Here is an 18,585-nt window from a genome sequence, read left to right on the forward strand (position 1 = left end):
CTAACCGCGGGCTCGGCGCAGACCCCCGAAGCGCATCCGGAGCGATTCGACCGCGGTCCGGGGCGACCCGACGCGGTCGCCGAAGACGGGCCGCCTGTCCGGAACCGGTCAGGTCCGCAAAGGGCCCCCGAATGGGCTCGCGTCGGGTCGTCGGTGGCGGGCACATTTGGCACCACGCGGGGAACAGGGCCCCGCGGTCACCATCCCTCAGGAGTCATGGCCCATGAGCACAGCAACCACCGTCCGTCGCCGCCTCTCGTCTCTCGCCCGTCCAGTGCCCCCGACCGTCCTCGCCTGGTCGTGGGCCGGCCTGGTGCTCTGGTGGCCGCGGACGGCTCAGCCCGTGACCGGGTGACCCCCGTCGTCCTCGTCCTGTCGGCCGGCCACTCGGAGCCGGGGAGGGACCTCTCGGCCAGCGTGCTCTCGTGGAGCGCGCTGGCCGAGGCGCTTCGCGCGGAGGTCGCAGCGTCCGATGACGTCGAGCACGTCTTCGTGGCTGCGCGTGACGCAGACCGCCCGGAGCTTCAGGCGGTGCTCTTCGTGCTGCGGGTGGCCGGGTCAGAGGCGGTAGCCGTGGCCGTGGGTCTGGTCGGCCCGCTCGTGGCCGGGTGGGGCGCCGTCGTCGTGGCTGCCCACCCGGCCACGTGGTCGGTCAGAAGGCCGACTCAGGCACATCCATGAGGTCGTTGTCGGTGGCCTCGGCGATGACGCGCTCGGCAGCGAGCTTGGGCAGCACGTTCTTCGCGTAGAACGAGGCAGCCGCCACCTTGCCGCGGTAGAAGTCGGCGTCCTTGCCCGACGCGCCGCCGTCGAGGGCACGCTGGGCGACCTCGGCCTGGCGCAGCAGCAGCCACCCGACGACGAGGTCGCCGGCGGCGAGGAGCAGGCGCGAGGTGTTCTGCCCGACCTTGTAGAGGTTGGACATGTCGCCGCCCATGCGCGGGTCGCTCTTCATGAGGTCGCCGACCATGTGACCGAGGATGCCCTGCACGTCCTCGAGCCCCTTGCCGAGCAGCTCGCGCTCGGTGTCGAGCGAGCCGCCGAGGTCCTTGGCGAACTCGGCGATCTGCCCGGACACGTGCTGCAGGGCCTGGCCCTTGTCGCGCACGATCTTGCGGAAGAAGAAGTCGAGACCCTGGATCGCCGTCGTGCCCTCGTAGAGGGTGTCGATCTTCGCGTCACGGACGTACTGCTCGATCGGGTGGTCCTGCAGGAAGCCGGACCCGCCGAAGGTCTGCAGCGACTCGGTGCCGAGCAGCGTCCAGGCCCGCTCTGAGCCGAGGCCCTTGACGATCGGCAGCAGCAGGTCGCTCACCCGGTGCGCGATCTCGGCATCCGAGCCCGGCTCGAGCGGGGCCGCCGGGTCGCCGGACTGGCCCTGGCTGACGGCGTCCTGCTGGCAGGCGGTGTAGATGACGAGCGCACGCAGCCCCTCGGCATACGCCTTCTGGAGCATGAGCGAGCGGCGGACGTCGGGGTGGTGCGTGATGGTGACGCGCGGCGCGGTCTTGTCGGTCATCTGCGTGAGGTCGGCGCCCTGCACCCGCTCCTTGGCGTAGGCGAGGGCGTTGAGGTAGCCGGTCGAGAGGGTCGCGATCGCCTTGGTTCCGACGAACATGCGGGCGTTCTCGATGACCTTGAACATCTGCGCGATGCCGTCGTGCACGTCGCCGAGGAGGGTGCCGACGGCGGGCTCGTGCTCGCCGAAGGTGACCTCGCACGTCGTGCTGACCTTGAGGCCCATCTTGTGCTCGACGTTGGTGACCCAGGCACCGTTGCGCTCGCCGAGCGCGCCCGTCTCGGGGTCGACGTGGAACTTCGGCACGATGAACAGGCTGAGGCCCTTGGTGCCGGGGCCGGCGCCCTCAGGGCGGGCGAGCACGAAGTGGACGACGTTGTCGACCATGTCGGACTCGGCCGAGGTGATGAAGCGCTTGACGCCGGTGATGTGCCACGTGCCGTCGGGCTGCTGCACGGCCTTGGTGCGCCCGGCGCCGACGTCGGAGCCCGCGTCGGGCTCGGTGAGCACCATCGTCGTGTGCCACGCGTTGTCGACGATGTGCTTGGCGAGCTTCTTCTGCTCGGGGGTGCCCATGTGCCACAGGAGGCTGGCGAAGGAGTAGCTCGCCGTGAACATGTGGACGGCGGGGTTGGCGCCGCACACCATCTCGGCGACCGACCAGCGCAGCGACGGCGGCACGACCATGCCGCCGAGCTCGGCGGGCACGTCGAGGTTGCCCCAGTCGCCGTCGACGTAGGCCCGGAAGGACTTCTTGAAGGAGTCGGGCATCGTCACCGACTTGCTCACCGGGTCGTAGACGGGCGGGTTGCGGTCGGAGTCGAGCAGGCTCTCGGCGAGCTCGTTCTCGGCGAGGCGTGCGACCTCGTGGAGGATGTCCTTGGCGGCGTCGGTGTCGACGTCCGCGTAGATGCCGGTGCCCAGGACGTCCTGGCGACCGAAGACCTCGAAGAGGTTGAACTCCAGGTCACGCACGTTGCTCTTGTAGTGGCCCATGAGGTCCTCCACCGTTCTGTCGTTCGGGTGATCCGCTTCGTCGCGGGCACAGCCAAGTTACCGGCCGGTACTCATCATGATGCTACCGACCGGTAACGAACGCAAGAGGAAGACCGCGCCGCGGTATGCCGCGTGGCCGGGTGGCGCCGGTCGGGTTGCGGTATGCCGCGGGGCCGGGGGACGACGAAGGGCCCGGTCGCCATGACCGGGCCCTTCGACACGTGGAGCAGGTGGCACGAATCGCACGTACGTCTTCCTCCTGGAGGGAGGCTGTTCTGCTACTGAACTACACCCGCGTGTTCGACCGAAACCATAGCGGACCTGCCGCGCCGCATCCAGTCGAGGGGTGCTCGGGGGCGGTCCGAGGCCCTGCTGGGAGCTATTCGCCAGGGCCGTCGGTGCCGCGTCCCGGGGTCGCGCCGGCCGACCGCTCGGCCTCGACAGCACGGTAGATGTTGCCGTGGATCCGGTCTGCGCCGAGGCGCTCGACGACGCCGTCGCGCTCGAGGGTGGCGCGGACCCCGGGCTTGAGGCGAGCGAGCCTCAGGGCGACGCCGGTCTCGCGGGCGAGGTCGACCATGTCTCCCAGCTTGTCGACGCCCTGCGAGTCGATGAAGTTGATGCCGCCGCAGTCGAGGACGACGCCCGTGAGGCCCGGGCCGGACTGGATGAGCTCACGGAGCCGGTCGTCGAAGGCGTCGGCCGTGGCGAAGAAGAGGCCTCCGTCGAGCCGGACGACGGCGACGTCGGGATAGACGGTGTCCTCCGGGTGCTCGTCGACCTCGCGGAAGACCTGGGTGCCCGCCTCGAGGCCGAGGGCCGGCATCTTCGGCCGGGTGGCGACGGAGACGAGCCAGATGAGCGAGAGGATGATCCCGATGACGACGCCGGCAAGGACCCCGAAGACCAGGGCGCCGGTGAGGGCTGCGATCGCGATCCAGAAGTCGAAGCGCTGGACCCGAGCGAGGCGTCGCATCTCGGGCACGTTCATCATGCCCATGACGACCGCCTCGATGATCAGCGCTGCGAGCACCGGCTTGGGCAGGTTGGAGAAGAGCGGGGCGAGGAAGAGCAGGGTGAGGATCACCGTGACGCCCGACGTCAGCGAGGCCACCCCGGTCCTGGCTCCGGAGTGGTCGTTGAGCGAGCTGGCCGAGAGGCTCGTCGAGACAGGCATGCCCTGGAAGACCCCGGCGGCGGTGTTGGCCAGACCCTGCGCCGTCGACTCCTGGTTGATGTCGATCCGGTAGTGGTGCTTGGCGGCGAAGGTCCGCGCGTCTCCGGCGGTCTGCGAGAAGCCGATGAGCAGCAGGGCCACCGCCGCGAGCGAGGTCGTGCCGATGTGGTCGAACATCAGCTGGAGGTCGGGCACCGCGAAGGCGGGCAGCCCGCTCGGGATGTCACCGACGAGGGCGACCCCCTTGGCGCCGAGGTCGAAGATCGACGCCGCCAACAGGCCTCCGACGACGAGCACGAGGGCGCCGGGCACCTGGGGCGCCACGGCCCTCAGCCCGAAGACGACCACGAGCGCGATGACGCCGACCACGACGGTGGCGGGGTGCGCCTCGCCGAGGGTGCCGAACCACGACCACAGCTCCTGGATCGGGTTGGAGCCGGTGACCTTGGTGCCCGTGAGCTTGGGCAGCTCGCCGATGACGACGTCGATCGCCGCGCCGAAGAGGAAGCCGGTGACGACGGCTCGGGAGAGGAAGCGGGCGATCCACCCCATCTTGAGGACGGCGAGCAGCAGGAAGAGCACTCCCGATGCGAGCGTGATGCCGGCGACGAAGCTCGCGACGTCCTGCTCGGCGACGAGGCCGGCCGCGAGAACGGCGCTCGCCGCGACTGCTGCGAGGCCGGAGCTCGGCCCGACGGAGATCTGTCGGCAGCTGCCGAAGATCGCGTAGACGATGGCGCCGGCTGCGGCCGCGTAGAGGCCGTTCTGGAGCGGGATCCCGGCGATGCCGGCATAGCCGAGGTTCTTCGGCACGATGAGCGCGGCGACCGTGACACCCGCGATGAGGTCACCCCGGAGCCAGGATCGGTCGTAGGCGCGAAGCTGCCCGATGAGGGGGATGAGGCCTGAGGTCCGCCGTGCCGTCGCGGTCATGGTCCATGCCTAGTGGACCTGCCGGGTGCGCGGGGCAGATCGCGCAAATCCGTCGCCCGCCGCAGGGGCCGGGGGCCGCTCGGCTCAGCTCGCACCGAGGCCGTCTGCGACCTCGAGCGCCAGCTCTGCGAGGGCCCGGCCGGCAGGCAGGGCCTCCTCGTCGAAGCTGACCCGCGTCCGCCGTTCCACGAGGTCCTCCACCGTCATCGCCCCCTCGTGGAGCACGCCGAAGAGCATCTCGGCACCGGTCGTCGGACACGAGTCGCCCACCGCCACAGCGAGATCCGGGTGATCGGCGGCCAGCTGCGCGACTGCCGTGGCCTCCGTGCCGTAGCGGCGCACCAGCCGGGTGGGTGCCGGCACCCGGGTCAAGGCCTGCCGCGGGGCTGCGCCGACGAGGGGGAGCGTGCGGGTGCGGCAGGTGACCGCGAGCCCCGCCCGACGGCATACGGCATCGACGGCGTCCTGCGCCATCTGGCGGTAGGTCGTCAGCTTGCCCCCGGCGATCGTCACGGGCCGGCCCGGCTCGTCGACGAGGAGGTGACGGCGCGACGCGTCGGCGGACTCGCCGCCGGCGGGGTCGCGGACGAGGGGGCGCAGGCCCGCATAGCGGCCAACCACGTCGCCGGGGCCGAGAGGCCGCTCGAGGACCCGGCTCATCGTCTCGAGGAGGAAGCGGACGTCCTCCTCGGGCACCGGCGGCGCGATGCCGTCGACGTCGCTCGTCGACACGTCGGTGAGGCCGATGAGGACGAGCCCGTCGGGCTGGGGGATCGCGAAGACCGAGCGGCCGAACTGGCCGATGACGGGGGCGTAGCAGATCGCCCGCGGTGCGCCCAGTGACGAGGCGCGCACGACGAGGTGCGAGCCGCGGCTCGGGGTGATGGTGAGGGTCGGCTCGTACTCCGCGGCCCACACCCCGGTGGCGCTGACGACGTGGCCGCGCGCCTCGAGCGTCGTGCCGGTCAGCTCGTCGCGCAGGAGGACGCTGCGGTCGCCGATGTCGAGGGCGCTGCAGCGCGTGACGATGTCGGCCCCGAGCGCCGCGGCGGTGCGTGCCACGGCGGTGACGAGCCGCGCGTCGTCCTCGAGCTGGCCGTCCCAGTGGAGGACGGCGCCGCGGAGGTCGCCCCGCCTGATGCCCGGCGCGAGCGCGAGCGCCTCGGCGGCGCTGATGCGCGACGGACGGGGCAGGAGACGTCGTGGGGTGCCGGCGAGCGCGCGCATGACGTCGGCCACGCGCATACCGGCCTCGACGGCGGCTCCCACGGAGGGCGGCGTGGCGTCGCCGAGCGGGAAGAGGTTGGCCGCCGGACGGGTGAGGTGCGGTGCGATCGCCGTCATGAGGTGGTGGCGTTCGCGCGCCGACTCCCAGGCGATCGCGACGTCACCCTTGACGAGGTAGCGCAGGCCGCCGTGGACGAGCTTCGAGCTCCAGCGGCTCGTGCCGGCCGCGAGGTCGACGCGCTCGACGAGGGCGGCCCGCAGGCCGCGCGACGCCGCGTCGAGCACGACGCCGGCCCCGGTGATGCCCCCGCCGACGACGATGAGGTCGTACGGGACGCTCGCCAGACGCTCGAGCGCAGCCGCGCGGGTGGCCGTGTTGATGGACGCCGTCACCTCGCCCCCTGACCGGCAGGCGCGACGCGGGAGTGGTCGCGGTGCACGAAACAACGGTACTCACGTGGCGCGGTGTGCGACGGTGTTGCGCATGGGACGTGGCTGTCGGGCAGGGTGTCGAGGTCGCTGCGATGGATGAGCTGACGCGGTCGATCCCCCGGTCGGTGTGGCACGGCTGGGGAGACCCGGCCGAAGCGCATCCGCTGAGCTCCGGGGCGTGGGCGACGTTGGCCTCGCGGGGGATTGCGCGAGGAGCGCAGTCGCCTCACGTTGCCCTCGAGGATGTCGTGCTGCCGCCGATCACACTGGGCGACAAGGAGATTGCGGCGTTGCGTGACGTGGTCGGCAGCGACTTCGTCCACACCGACCGGGTGTGGCGGGTCGAGCACGCCGGGGGCAAGAGCTACCCGGACCTCTGGCGCCTGCGCCACGGTGACGGGTCGGAGGCGCCCGACGCCGTCGTCGAACCGGCTGACTCCGCCGAGGTGCAGCGGCTCCTCGAAGTGTGCGTGGAGCACCGCGTCGCCGTCGTGCCCTTCGGCGGAGGGACGAGCGTCGTCGGTGGCGTAGGTGCGCGCGCGATCGCGCTGGGGGAGGCTGGGGAGGATGGCTCCGGGACGGAGGGTCGTCTCGCCGGGGTGGTCGCCGTCGACCTGCGGCGCCTGGACCAGCTCCTCCACGTCGACCCGGTCGCCCGCCTCGCGACCTTCCAGCCGGGCCTGCGCGGCCCCGACATCGAGCGGGCGCTCGAGCCGCACGGGCTGACGCTCGGACACTACCCGCAGAGCCACCAGGAGGCGACGCTCGGCGGCTACGTCGCGACCCGGTCCGCGGGGCAGGCGTCGACGGGCTACGGCCGCATCGACGACACCGTGCTCGGGGTGCGACTCGCGACCCCCCGCGGCGAGCTCGTGCTGGGAGGCCGGAGCCCCGCCTCGGCCGCCGGGCCGCGCCTGCTCGACGTCGTCGTCGGCAGCGAGGGCACGCTCGGCATCATCACCGAGGCCACGCTGCGGGTCGCTCCACGTCCCACCGCCAAGAGGTATGCCGCGTGGCTGTTCCCGTCGTTCCACGCGGGCTCCGAGGCCCTGCGGGGTCTCGCCCAGGAGGCCGGGCACGGCCTGATACCTGATGTCTGCAGGCTCTCCGACGAGGAGGAGACGCAGGTCAACCTCGCTCTCGCGGGTCGCACGGGCGCGGCGCTGCTGGGCTACGGGAGGGCTCGCGGGCTCGGCGAGCCGACGCTCGTCATCCTCGTCTGGGAGGGCACGGATGCAGCAGCGCTCAAGCACCGGCAGGCTGTCTGCGAGCGGGTGCTCGGTCGGGAGGGCGCACGGCGCCTGCCCAGCCGAGTCGCTCGGGCCTGGGAGAAGGGGCGCTTCGCGGGGCCGTACCTGCGCGACGGGCTGATGGGCCGGCGCGTCCTCGTCGACACGCTCGAGACCGCGACGACGTGGGACCGGCTCGAGGGGCTGCATACGGGCGTCGGGTCGGCGATCCGGTCGTCGCTCGTCGACGGCGGCACGGGAGCCGTCGTCATGTGTCACGTCTCGCACGTCTATGCCACGGGCGCCTCGCTCTACTTCACCTTCGTGGCAGCCGAGTCGACCGACCCGCTGGCCCAGTGGCGGGCGGTGAAGACGGCCGCGACCGAGGCGATCGTTGCGGGTGGTGGCACCATCACGCACCACCACGGCGTCGGGGTCGACCACGCCCCGTGGCTCGGCGCAGAGATCGGCGACCTCGGCGTGGACGTCCTGCGCGCGATCAAGGCCGAGCTCGATCCGACGGGAATCCTCAACCCCGGCAAGCTCATTCCGCGGCGTCAGGGCTGAGCGCCGCCCGCGCTGCGCGCGTCGACCTCGGCGGCGACCCGCCCGAGCGCGTCCGAGCGGCGGATGTCCGCTCCCACGAGACGCGCCCTGTCGCGGTATGCCGCGTGGCCGAGCACCGACCGGACGGCGTCGCGGACCTTCTCGGGCGCAGGCGTGCCCGTCCGCAGGTTGACACCGACGCCCGCCCAGTCCACGCGGGCTGCGATCTCCGCCTTCTCCTCCGTGTCGCCCCCGACGACGAGCGGCACGTCGTGCGCGAGGGCCTGGTGGACGCCGCCGAAACCGCCGTTCGTCACCATGACGGACACCAGGGGCATGAGCAGGTCGAACGGGATGAACCGCGCGGCGCGCACGTTCGCAGGCAGTGGCCCGAGCTGCTCCACCGGGGGGCCACCCGTGACGGCGACGACGATCACGTCCTCATCGGACAGCCCGCGCAGCGAGGGTCCGAGCAGCCGGTCGAGGTCCATGATGTCGAGCGTTCCCTGCGTCACGAGGACGACGGGGCGCGAGCCGTCGAGCTCCGGCCACCAGTCGGGGAGCTCGGCCTGGCCGCGTGCCTGCGGCAGGACGGGGCCGACGTAGCTGACGTTCGGCGGGAGGTCCGGCCGCGGGTAGTCGAGGGCCTTGACCGAGAGCTGGAGGAAGGCGTCGAGGTGGACGACGCCGTCCATGAAGTAGCCGCTCAGGCGTGCGCCCGGCACGCAGTCCGCGAGGGCCTTCTGGGCCTCGCGCTGCTGCGGCGCCATCACGACGTTGCGGATGAGGCCGCTGAGCGCGCGGTTGCGCAGCCGCGCGACGGTGCCTGCGGCATACGGGATCCCGGGGCCGAAGGGTGGCACGTGGGGGGAGGACAGGGTGAGCGGGATGAGGCCGCACCCCACGAGCTGGGGGCGGGGGCCCGGACGGGCCAGCAGCGGTCCGACGCCCATGAAGGTCGTCTCGAAGACGACCACGTCTGCGGGTCGGCGGCGGAGCTCGGCGGACACGACATCGAACTGGTCACGCATCGTGCCGATGAACAGGTGCGACACGTCGAACTTCACCTTGGCGATGCCCTTGGCATCGGCGCGGCCGGGGAACGCGCGGTCGAGGTCGGTGTCGTCGAAGTCGGCGGCACCGCGCAGGGGGACGAACTCGACGCCCGTGGCAGACACGCGGTCGACGAACCGGCTCCCGGTCGTCATGCGGACCGCGTGGCCGGCGTCTCGAAGGTGCGCCGCCACCTCGAGCATGGGCGTGACGTGACCATGGATCGAAGAGGCACAGACCAGGACATCTGCCATGAAGAGAGCGTGGCACACGCCGATGCCCCGTGGTCGTCACACGAGGCAATCGGGCACGGGGCGTCAGTCGCGGCTGTGGCTGTGCTCTCCAACCCCTCCCGCCTGACGCCCCGACAGGATCCGCTTCCAGACAGCGTCGAGGACGACGGCCAGCACGAGCAGGACGAGCAGGGTGAGCATCGTCGCCGGCTCCTCCACCAGCGTCGTCCTGACGAAGGAGAAGAGCGTCGCGAGGGTGAGGAGGAGGGCGGTCACCAGGACCAGGGTGTTCGCGTGGGTCACCCGCCGGACCCGCATGTGCGAGATCGTCACCAGCGTGAAGAGGGTCAGTGCGACAGCGCTTCCGATCGAGGCGATCGCAGTGAGGTCGAGCAGGAGGGCCATCAGCGCGGTCGCGCACACCATGACGAGCAGGCTCACCGGGATCCGCGCCGCCAGCTGACGCCCGAGGACGGGTGGGAACTGCTGCTTCGCCGCAAGGTCCTTTCCGAGCCCGGCCGCGGGGTAGAGGCTCGAGTTGGTCGCCCCCGCGGTGGAGAACATGGCCGTCAGGGCCATGAGGAGGTAGCCGAACTCGCCGAGGGTCGGCTTCGCGGCCTCAGCCACTGCGGTGTCGCCGGCGGCCATGACCTCGGGGACGGTCAGCGTGCCGTACACGCCGACCGAGATGGCGACGTAGACCACGGTGGCGATCCCGATCGCCAGGTAGATCGCCTTCGGCAGCTGGCGAGAGGGCTGTGGCAGGTCCTTGGCCGTGAAGGTGATGACGCCGAAACCCAGGAACGCGAAGAAGGTCAGTGCGACGCTCGAGGAGATCTGCCTGAACGTCGGATAGCCGGAGGGGGCGAGCAGGGACCAGTCGGCCGTGAAGACGGTGACGACGGAGAAGAGGACGAGAATGGCGAGAACGACGTTGACGATGACGCCCTGAGCCCTCGCCACCGCCTTCGCCCCGATGACGTTGAGCGACCCCATTGCGACGAGCAGCACGACGGTGAAGACCTTCGACCAGGCGGCGTTGCCGCCGGCGAACACCTCGCTCGCGTACCCACCGAAGGCGACCGCGACCATGGCCGTGATGATGCACTGCGACATGAACGCCAGCCACGCGGTGATCCCGGTGAAGTGGCCGTTGCCGAAACCTCGCGCGACGTACTCGATCAACCCCGAGCCCGACGGGAAGTGCGCGCCCATCTTGCCGAAGGAGTAGCCCTGCAGGGCGGCGATCACGCCGGCGAGGAGGAACGAGACCCAGACCGCGGCGCCTGCGATGCCACCGGCGGGGCCGATCAGCGCGAAGATGCCGGCCCCCACCATGGCGCCGACGCCGATGAAGGCCGCCTGCAGGACGGTCATGGACTTTGTCTCGCCGCTCATGTCGCTCACGCCTCTCCGATCGGCGCCATCAGGTGCTTCACCCACAGGCTCGTCCGAGGCCGTGGCCGTCCGCCTCAGCCGCGAAGGATGAGTTGCCGAGATCACGCTGGGCCCGCGGTGCAACGACAGAGCCGCAGGCCCGGACATGTGTCCTGACCTGCGGCTTTGTATCGGAGCGAGCGACGGGAATCGAACCCGCGTATCCAGCTTGGGAAGCTGGCGCTCTACCATTGAGCTACGCTCGCACGGGCCGCCGGGAGCCTCCGCGAGGAGGCACGAAGGCGGCACGCGGCGCCAGTGTAGCCGACACCAGACCGCCGCCCGACCGACGGGCAGCCGTCGACGTAGACCTCCCGTAGACGTCGACGCAGACCTCGACCGCAGGGGCCCCACACCGCATGGATCTCGCCAAGCAGCAGGCCTTCGTCGAGCACGTCCGGGCCCGCGGAGGGGCCACCCAGCAGGTCGCCGTCACCCTCGAGCAGTTCTTCGACGGCAACGACTGCGAGTGGTGCATCGCCCCCAACCGCGACGAGGACCTCGCCCTCGAGTCCGTGCGCGACGTGCTCTTCGCCCTGCGCGAGCGACCCGAGGTGCACGACGTGCGGGTCGAGCTCGACCAGCTCGAGTTCCAGACCTACCCCGATGACGAATGGCCCTATGCCAGTGGGGTGGCCGTCATCACGACCCTCAGCCCGGAAGAGGTGGACGTGCTCACGATCGATGCAGAGACCGACCCGAGCGGCGGGCCCTCGCCGAGCCCCGACTGGCTCGTCGACGGACCGACCGTGCCGCAGGGCCACCACTACGTCGGCGTGTGGTGGGACTGATGGCCGCGGTCGAGCAGGTCACCGACGCCCTCTGCTACCACGGCGAGGGGCCCGTCTGGTCGCCCACCTGGGGCGGCCTCCGCTGGGTCGACATGCTCGCCGGCGACGTCCTGACGCTGCGCTCCGACGGCTCCGTCGATCGGGTGCACGTCGGTGACGTCGCCGCCTTCCTGCGCCCGCGCGTCGGGGGTGGCTGGGTCGTCGCCACGGAGCGAGGGCTCGCGCTCGCGGACGAGGCGGACGGCATACCGGCGCCGTGGATCGAGCTGTGGACCGACCCGTCCGTCCGGATGAACGAGGGCGGCGTCGACGGCATCGGCCGCCTGTGGTGCGGGTCGATGGGCTACGACCGCGTTCCGGGCAGCGCGACGCTCTACCGCGTCGACGGCGACGGCCACGTCACCACCGTCCTGCCCCAGGTCACCATCTCCAACGGCATCGACCTCTCGCCCGACCACCGGCACGCCTACTACAACGACACGCCGACCGGCCGCACCGACGTCTTCGATGTCGAGGACGGCGAGCTGACCCGCCGGCGCCCCTTCGTCACTCCCGCGACGGGCCACCCCGACGGGCTCACCGTCGACAGCGCCGGCAACGTCTGGGTCGCGCTCAACGGCGCGGGACGCGTGCAGTGCTACTCCCCGTCGGCCGAGGTGGTCGCCGAGATCACCCTGCCCGTGCGCCTCGTGACGTCGTGCACGCTCGGCGGAGACGACGGCCGCGACCTCTTCATCACGACCTCGCGCGAGAACCTCGACGACCCCGAGCCCGAGGCCGGCGCGCTCTTCCGCGCGCGCGTCGACGTGCCGGGCCTGCCGGTGCGCGCCTTCGCGGGCTGAGTCCGCGCCACCACCCCGCTGGGGTATGCCGCCCGGCGGGGTCAGACCGGACGCGCCGGCCCGCTGCCCGGGGCGTAGGCGACGAACCCGCCCCCGCGGCCGTGTCGGTGCACCTGCTGGAAGCCCCGGGGGAACCCGTCGGGCCCGACCCCGTCCGGGCCGGCACCGTCGGGGCCGCCCTCGCCGGCGTCGACCCCGAGGAGGCTGCGCGTGAGGCGGTGCGAGTCCGAGAGGAGCTCGTCGAGCGCCGCACCCAGGTGGTCGTCCGCCGGCGGCTCGTCGGCGATGGCCGCTGCGAGCACCGCCCGGCGCACGAGCTCCTTGGTGAAGGAGGCGGTCGTGCCCTCGGCCCGGGCGGCCGCGGCCGAGATGGCCTCGGAGCCGAAGAGGTGCCCGCCGTAGAGGTGCAGCAGCTCGCGGCGGCCGTCGCCGTCCGGCAGCGGGATCTCGGCCGCGAGGTCGACGCGCCCGGGGCGCTGGGCGAGCGCGACCTCGAGGTCCTCGACGCGGTTGGTCGTGAGGACGAAGGCGACGTCCGCGTCGGCGTCGAGGCCGTCGAGCGCGTCGAGCACCTCGAAGAGCAGCGGCGAGGCGCCCGGCCCGAAGGAGCGGTCCTCGGCCACGAGGTCGCAGTCCTCGAGCACGACGATGGCGGGCTGGTGCGCACGGGCGACCTTGGCCGCGTCGTGGATGAAACGCAGCGAGCCACCGCTCAGCAGCACCGCGGTCGTGTCGGGTGTCGCCGACAGGAGGTAGCGCACGGTGTGGGTCTTGCCCGTGCCCGGAGGCCCGTAGAGCAGGACGCCCCGCTTGAGGTGCTGGCCATGGGCCTGGAGCCGCTCGCGCTGCTCGCCCATGCCGATGACGTGGTTCGCCACGCGGTCGAGCACGCCATCGGGCAGCACGACGGACTCGGCGTCGACGGTCGGCCGTGCGACGAAGGTGATGCCGGCCATGCCGTGGCCGTAGGGGTCGGTCCCGAAGGTGACGACCCGACCCCGGATCACGCTGCGCAGGTCCATCAGCTCCTGCGCGCGGGCGATGAGCGCGTCGGACACCCCTCGGTCACGGGCGATCACCTCGATCGCTCCGGACTCGCGGCCGAACTGCGGGTTCATCCCCAGGTGGCGCACCGCGACCGGCTCGCCCTCGAAGTGGAAGAGCCGGATCCCCGAGGTGACGACCTGCCGCCGGTCCTCCTTGCCCGGCCCCGTCGGCATCCGGTCGTAGTCGACCTGGCCCACCGGCAGACCCATGCCGTGCTGCACGAGGTCGCCGAGGCTCATGTGGTGCCGCGCGTCGCCCGCGATGCCGACGATGCTCGCCTCCGGGTCGACCGACGACAGCTCGGCCATCGCGATGTCCGCATCGACGAGCCGGTGCGGCTGGACGGGGAGGGTGACGACTGCGAGCAGGTGCGGCTCGGTGCCGAGGTGCTCGCTCAGCACGTCGACGATCCGCGGACCGCCGCCCTGCGGCACCTCGTCGAGCACACGACGGAGCACCGAGTGGAAGTCGCGCATCAGCTCGTCGCTGGCGAGACGGGGACGGTCCGAGGGGTTCATGCCCTGACGATAGGAGGCCCCGGCCCGTTTCAGGGGGTGGGCGTGCACGGGTCCCTGACGTGCGCAACGCACCGGACGTTCACAGGGCGCCCCGCGGCTCGGCCTGTAGCCTCGACCCCGTGCTGCTCTCCGACAAGGACATCCGGGCCGAGATCGCGGCGGAGCGTGTCGTGCTCGACCCGTGGGACCCGCAGATGGTCCAGCCGTCGAGCATCGACGTGCGCCTCGACAAGTACTTCCGGCTCTTCGACAACCACAAGTACCCCTACATCGACCCTGCCGCCGAGCAGCCCGACCTCACCCGGCTCGTCGAGGTCGGCTCCGGGGAGGAGGGCTTCGTCCTCCACCCGGGCGAGTTCGTGCTGGGCTCGACGCTCGAGGCCGTGACGCTGCCCGACGACCTCGCGGCCCGCGTCGAGGGCAAGAGCTCGCTCGGCCGGCTCGGCCTGCTGACCCACGCGACGGCCGGCTTCGTCGACCCCGGCTTCTCCGGTCACGTCACGCTCGAGCTGAGCAACGTCGCGACCCTGCCGATCATGCTCTACCCGGGCATGAAGATCGGCCAGCTCTGCTTCTTCCGGCTCAGCTCTCCCGCCGAGAACCCTTACGGCTCAGCGGCCTACGGCTCCCACTACCAGGGGCAGCGCGGACCCACGGCGAGCCGGTCGTTCAAGAACTTCCACCGCTCACCGGTGTGAGCGCCACCTCCGTGAGCTCCACCTCCGTGGGCGACCCCGGCGTGGTCGACCGTGAGGTGGGCGACCGCGACATGGTGGACGCGACAGACCGAGGGCGTATGCCGTCCGCCGCGCTCGTGTGGGACGCGCAGCCCGCCGATGCCGCAGCGGTCGTCATCGTCCTGCACGGTGGTGCCGTCGACGGCTACGAGCCGAACCGGCCCTGGTCGCACAACGTCGCGCGCCTCCTGCCCTTCGCCCGGTCGCTGCGGTCGGTCCCGGGGCCGCTCGCGGTGGCGCGCGTCCGCTTCCGCTTCCGCGGCTGGAACGGCGACGAGCAGGCACCCCTCGTGGACGCCAGGTGGGCGCTGGAACAGGTGCGGACGGCATACCCCGGGCGGCCGGTGGCCGTCGTCGGGCACTCCATGGGAGGGCGCGTCGCGCTGCACCTGGGCGCGGAGCGCGACGTGCGACTCGTCGTGGCGCTCGCGCCGTGGATCGAGCGCCGCGACACGCGGCCGGGGCCGTGGTGCCGCACCGTCGTCATCCACGGCGACCGCGACGTCATCTGCGGGCTGTCGCGGTCGCGGCGGCTCGTGGAGGAGCTGCAGGCGCAGGGCCGCGACGCGAGCCTCATCCGGGTGGCGCGTGGCGACCACGCCATGCTCCTGCGCCCTCGGCTGTGGACCGAGCTGGTCACGGGCGTCGTCGCGAGCAGCTTCGCGGGCGAGCTCGGCATCGCCGACGACGCGAGCGCCGAGCCGCGGTCCGGAGAGGTCGGGGCGGCCATCGCTCTCGCCGTGCACGGTGGTGGGTCGGTCATCGACCTCTGAGGGTTGAGCTCTGGGAGACGTCCTCTGGACGTCAGCTCCCGAGGAGGGGTCGGTGATCTCGCGCAGGCGAATGAGACTGGCGTGCAAGCGCGCCCGAGTGGGCGTGGCAGCGGCGCTTCCCGTTCTTCCCGGCGAAGCGCCTGGGTGTATTCGCCTCGTCTCCACCGACATCGACTGGGAGCGTGGCGACGGCGCGGAGCTGCGCGGGCCGGTCGCCGCGCTGCTGCTGGTCAGCACCGGGCGGTATGCCGCCCTGCCGGACGTCGAAGGGCCTGGCTGCGACGGGCTCGCGGCTCGCGTGGCCTGAGGATGGCGGTTGGCGGCGGCCGGGTCGCGGGTGGCCGTGGCCTTGGGCGCGTCGCGGGTGGCCGCGGCCTGAGGGTGGCGGGTGGCCGCGGCCGCGTCACGGGCCGCTAACGGAGGGTTGGACGGGCGACGCCGTGTCGGCGCGCGCGGGTACGTTGATCTGCATGATCCGCTTCGAAGGCGTGACCAAGCGCTATGGCGACGCCGACAGCGGCTCGGCTGACGGTGGCTCCCCTGGGGAGGGCGGCGGCGACCCGGGCTCGGTGGCCGTCGACAACCTCACCCTCGAGGCCCCCACCGGCCAGATCACGGTGCTCGTCGGGCCCTCGGGCTGCGGCAAGACGACCACCCTGCGCATGGTCAACCGCATGGTCACCCCGACCTCGGGCACGATCTCGGTCGACGGCCGCGACACCGCCTCGATGGACGTCGCCGAGCTCCGCCGGGGCATGGGGTACGTCATCCAGCACGCCGGGCTCTTCCCGCACCGCACCGTCGTCGACAACGTCATGACGGTGCCGCGCCTCCTCGGCGTCGACAAGCGCCAGGCCCGCAGCCGCGCCATGGAGCTCATCGAGCGCGTCGGCCTCGACCCGGCGATGGCGAGGCGCTACCCCGCCCAGCTCTCCGGCGGTCAGCAGCAGCGCGTCGGGGTCGCCCGGGCACTCGCCGCCGACCCGCCCGTCATGCTCATGGACGAGCCCTTCTCGGCCGTCGACCCCGTCGTGCGCGAGCAGCTGCAGAACGAGTTCCTGCGCCTGCAGTCCGAGCTCGGCAAGACGATCCTCTTCGTCACCCACGACATCGACGAGGCGGTCAAGCTCGGTGACCAGGTCGCCGTCCTGCGCGTCGGCGGGGTGCTCGCCCAGCTCGCCTCACCGGCCAAGCTGCTCGCCGACCCCGTCGACGACTTCGTCGCGGGCTTCGTCGGCCGCGACCGGGGCTACCGCGCCCTCTCGTTCGCCGCCGCCCCCGAGCTCTCGCTCACCGACGAGCCGACGGTGCGGCTCCGCGCCACGGGCGAGCAGGTGCGGGCGATCGGCTCGCCCTGGGTGCTCGCCGTCGGCGACGCCGGCGAGCCGGTCGGTTGGGTGCGCGCGGCCGCCGTCGACCACGAGGTCACGCGCGACCTGCTCCACCGCGGAGGCACGGTCGCGTCCACCGCTGGCTCGCTCCGCGCCCTGCTCGACGCGGCCCTCTCCTCGCCCAGCGGGCGCGGGGTCGTGGCCGACGACGACGGGAGGCTCGTCGGCACGATCACCGCGGCCGAGGTCGTGCCCGCCATCGAGGCCCGCCGGTCGGCGACCACCGCCGGCGAGCTCCCCGAGGGGGCGTCCACCCGGTGACCTGGGCCCTCGATCACCTCAGCGAGATCCTCACCCGGGCCGGCCAGCACGCCTGGCTCGCCGGGCTGCCGCTCGTGCTCGGGCTCGTCATCGCCCTGCCGCTCGGTTGGCTCGCGAGCCGCACGTCCTGGCTGCGGGCCAGCCTGCTCACGACGACCGGGCTGCTCTACACGATCCCGTCGCTCGCCCTGTTCATCCTGCTGCCCTCGATCCTCGGCACGAAGATCCTCGACCCCGTCAACGTCATCGTCGCGATGACGATCTACACCGTCGCCCTGCTGACCCGCACCGTGGCCGACGGACTGTCATCGGTCGACCCGTCGACCCGTCAGGCGGCCATCGCGATGGGTTACGGCGGGTTCGCCCGCTTCCGTGCGGTCGACCTGCCGCTCGCTGTGCCTGTCATCGCGGCCGGCCTGCGCGTCGCCGCGGTGAGCAACGTCAGCATCGTCAGCGTCGCCTCCCTCATCGGCATCTCGCAGCTCGGCTACTTCCTCACCGACGGTTACGCGCGCTCCTTCCCGACGGAGGTGTGGGTCGGCATCATCGCCTGCCTGCTGCTCGCGCTCGTCTTCGACCTCGTCATCCAGGTCGTCTCCCGCGCTCTGACGCCTTGGACCCGGGCGGTGGCCGCATGAGCCCCGCGACGATCTGGGCCTGGTTCACCGATCCCGCCCAGTGGTCCGGGGCCGACGGCATCCCCAACCGCCTCGCCGAGCACCTCGCCTACACGGCGATCACGCTGCTCATCGGGCTGGTCATCGCCATCCCCCTCGGCGCGTGGGTGGGACACACCGGACGCCTGCGCTGGCTCATCACCGGGGCCAACGCCATGCGCGCGGTGCCGAGCCTGGGGCTGCTCTTCGCCGTGTCGATGTTCGTCGGGCCCCTCATCCAGAGCGACCTCGCCTTCGTCATCCCGAGCATCGTCGTGCTCGTGCTCCTCGCGGTGCCGCCGCTGCTCTCGGGCGTCTATGCCGGCATCGAGAGCGTCGACCCCGCCGCGCGCGACGCGGCGCGGGGAATGGGCATGACCGGCTGGCAGGTCCTCACGCGGGTCGAGCTGCCCTGCGCGCTGCCGCTCTCGCTGTCCGGCCTGCGCAGCGCGACCCTCCAGGTCATCGCCACCGCGACGATCGCCGCGTCCGTCAGCCTCGGCGGCCTGGGCCGCTACCTCATCGACGGGCTGGCTTCGCGCGACTACGTCCAGATGGTCTGCGGCTCCATCCTCGTGGCCGCGCTCGCGCTCGTCGCCGACCTCCTGCTCGCGGCCGTCGAGAGGTATGCCGTCTCGCCGGGAATCTCGGGCCGGTCCGTGGGTGTTGCCCGTTCACGGTCCTCGCGCACCGGTGAGGGGTCACGCCCCGACCCGTCCGGGGCCACCCGGTCCACCAGCCCAGCCAGCACTGCCACCTGACCTGCTCCACCCCAGCACTGCCTGAC

16 protein-coding genes and 2 tRNA genes are annotated in these 18,585 nt (G+C 72.1%); 10 read left to right on the forward strand and 8 right to left on the reverse strand.

The window, feature by feature from the left end; genetic code table 11:
* The first annotated feature begins 321 nt into the window (after window positions 1–321).
* Window positions 322–681: a hypothetical protein gene (locus tag FHX52_RS21015; RefSeq protein ID WP_141824313.1), complete on the forward strand. Its 360-nt coding sequence runs from the start codon at window positions 322–324 to the stop codon at window positions 679–681.
* Here the strand turns inward: FHX52_RS21015 and FHX52_RS21020 are convergent.
* The 4 genes from FHX52_RS21020 to FHX52_RS21035 form a co-directional block, all read right to left on the reverse strand.
* Window positions 653–2,515: an acyl-CoA dehydrogenase gene (locus FHX52_RS21020; RefSeq protein ID WP_141824809.1), complete on the reverse strand. Its 1,863-nt coding sequence runs from the start codon at window positions 2,513–2,515 to the stop codon at window positions 653–655. The two genes, FHX52_RS21015 and FHX52_RS21020, sit on opposite strands and share 29 nt — an antisense overlap.
* Before the next feature lie 222 nt (window positions 2,516–2,737).
* A tRNA-Gly gene (locus FHX52_RS21025) sits at window positions 2,738–2,811 on the reverse strand.
* Between the two features lie 83 nt (window positions 2,812–2,894).
* Entirely contained in the window at window positions 2,895–4,625 is a 1,731-nt protein-coding gene (locus FHX52_RS21030; protein WP_141824314.1) for a SulP family inorganic anion transporter, read from the reverse strand.
* An 84-nt stretch (window positions 4,626–4,709) separates the two neighbouring features.
* On the reverse strand, window positions 4,710–6,245 hold the full coding sequence (locus FHX52_RS21035; protein WP_141824315.1) for a glycerol-3-phosphate dehydrogenase/oxidase: 1,536 nt from the start codon (window positions 6,243–6,245) through the stop codon (window positions 4,710–4,712).
* A gap of 131 nt (window positions 6,246–6,376) precedes the next feature.
* Between FHX52_RS21035 and FHX52_RS21040 the strand changes: the two genes are divergently transcribed.
* Window positions 6,377–8,080, forward strand: a complete 1,704-nt coding sequence (locus FHX52_RS21040; protein WP_141824316.1) for an FAD-binding oxidoreductase — start codon at window positions 6,377–6,379, stop codon at window positions 8,078–8,080.
* Here the strand turns inward: FHX52_RS21040 and FHX52_RS21045 are convergent.
* The 3 genes from FHX52_RS21045 to FHX52_RS21055 all read right to left on the reverse strand — a co-directional run bounded on the left by FHX52_RS21045 (window position 8,071) and on the right by FHX52_RS21055 (window position 10,988).
* Window positions 8,071–9,366 (reverse strand): glycosyltransferase, encoded by a 1,296-nt coding sequence (locus tag FHX52_RS21045; RefSeq protein WP_141824317.1) that lies wholly within the window; start codon window positions 9,364–9,366, stop codon window positions 8,071–8,073. The genes FHX52_RS21040 and FHX52_RS21045 overlap by 10 nt on opposite strands.
* Window positions 9,367–9,429: 63 nt before the next feature.
* Window positions 9,430–10,743 (reverse strand): APC family permease, encoded by a 1,314-nt coding sequence (locus tag FHX52_RS21050; RefSeq protein ID WP_141824318.1) that lies wholly within the window; start codon window positions 10,741–10,743, stop codon window positions 9,430–9,432.
* Between the two features lie 174 nt (window positions 10,744–10,917).
* Window positions 10,918–10,988, reverse strand: a tRNA-Gly gene (locus FHX52_RS21055).
* A gap of 153 nt (window positions 10,989–11,141) precedes the next feature.
* Here FHX52_RS21055 and FHX52_RS21060 point away from each other — a divergent pair.
* A complete protein-coding gene (locus FHX52_RS21060) occupies window positions 11,142–11,573 on the forward strand; it encodes a hypothetical protein (RefSeq protein WP_141824319.1) in 432 nt (143 codons plus the stop codon).
* Window positions 11,573–12,415, forward strand: a complete 843-nt coding sequence (locus FHX52_RS21065; protein ID WP_141824320.1) for an SMP-30/gluconolactonase/LRE family protein — start codon at window positions 11,573–11,575, stop codon at window positions 12,413–12,415. The genes FHX52_RS21060 and FHX52_RS21065 overlap by 1 nt, the downstream gene beginning before the upstream one ends.
* A gap of 41 nt (window positions 12,416–12,456) precedes the next feature.
* Here the strand turns inward: FHX52_RS21065 and FHX52_RS21070 are convergent, their stop codons facing one another.
* A complete protein-coding gene (locus tag FHX52_RS21070; protein WP_141824321.1) occupies window positions 12,457–13,980 on the reverse strand; it encodes an AAA family ATPase in 1,524 nt (507 codons plus the stop codon).
* Between the two features lie 119 nt (window positions 13,981–14,099).
* Between FHX52_RS21070 and dcd the strand changes: the two genes are divergently transcribed.
* The 6 genes from dcd (at window position 14,100) to FHX52_RS21100 (ending at window position 18,559) form a co-directional block, all read left to right on the forward strand.
* Window positions 14,100–14,678 (forward strand): dCTP deaminase, encoded by a 579-nt coding sequence (gene dcd, locus FHX52_RS21075; protein WP_141824322.1) that lies wholly within the window; start codon window positions 14,100–14,102, stop codon window positions 14,676–14,678.
* An 11-nt stretch (window positions 14,679–14,689) separates the two neighbouring features.
* On the forward strand, window positions 14,690–15,490 hold the full coding sequence (locus FHX52_RS21080) for an alpha/beta fold hydrolase (RefSeq protein ID WP_246070303.1): 801 nt from the start codon (window positions 14,690–14,692) through the stop codon (window positions 15,488–15,490).
* A gap of 103 nt (window positions 15,491–15,593) precedes the next feature.
* Window positions 15,594–15,797, forward strand: a complete 204-nt coding sequence (locus FHX52_RS21085) for a hypothetical protein (protein ID WP_141824323.1) — start codon at window positions 15,594–15,596, stop codon at window positions 15,795–15,797.
* A 163-nt stretch (window positions 15,798–15,960) separates the two neighbouring features.
* Complete coding sequence (locus FHX52_RS21090; RefSeq protein WP_141824324.1) at window positions 15,961–17,142, forward strand: ABC transporter ATP-binding protein; 1,182 nt, start codon at window positions 15,961–15,963, stop codon at window positions 17,140–17,142.
* Entirely contained in the window at window positions 17,139–17,780 is a 642-nt protein-coding gene (locus tag FHX52_RS21095) for an ABC transporter permease (protein WP_141824325.1), read from the forward strand. Before FHX52_RS21090 ends, FHX52_RS21095 begins: the two co-directional genes overlap by 4 nt.
* The gene (locus FHX52_RS21100; protein ID WP_141824326.1) at window positions 17,777–18,559 is read left to right on the forward strand and encodes an ABC transporter permease; all 783 of its coding nucleotides are present in this window, start codon (window positions 17,777–17,779) and stop codon (window positions 18,557–18,559) included. Before FHX52_RS21095 ends, FHX52_RS21100 begins: the two co-directional genes overlap by 4 nt.
* Window positions 18,560–18,585 lie beyond the last annotated feature (26 nt).

The organism is Humibacillus xanthopallidus, from assembly GCF_006717145.1.
Lineage (GTDB): Bacteria > Actinomycetota > Actinomycetes > Actinomycetales > Dermatophilaceae > Humibacillus > Humibacillus xanthopallidus.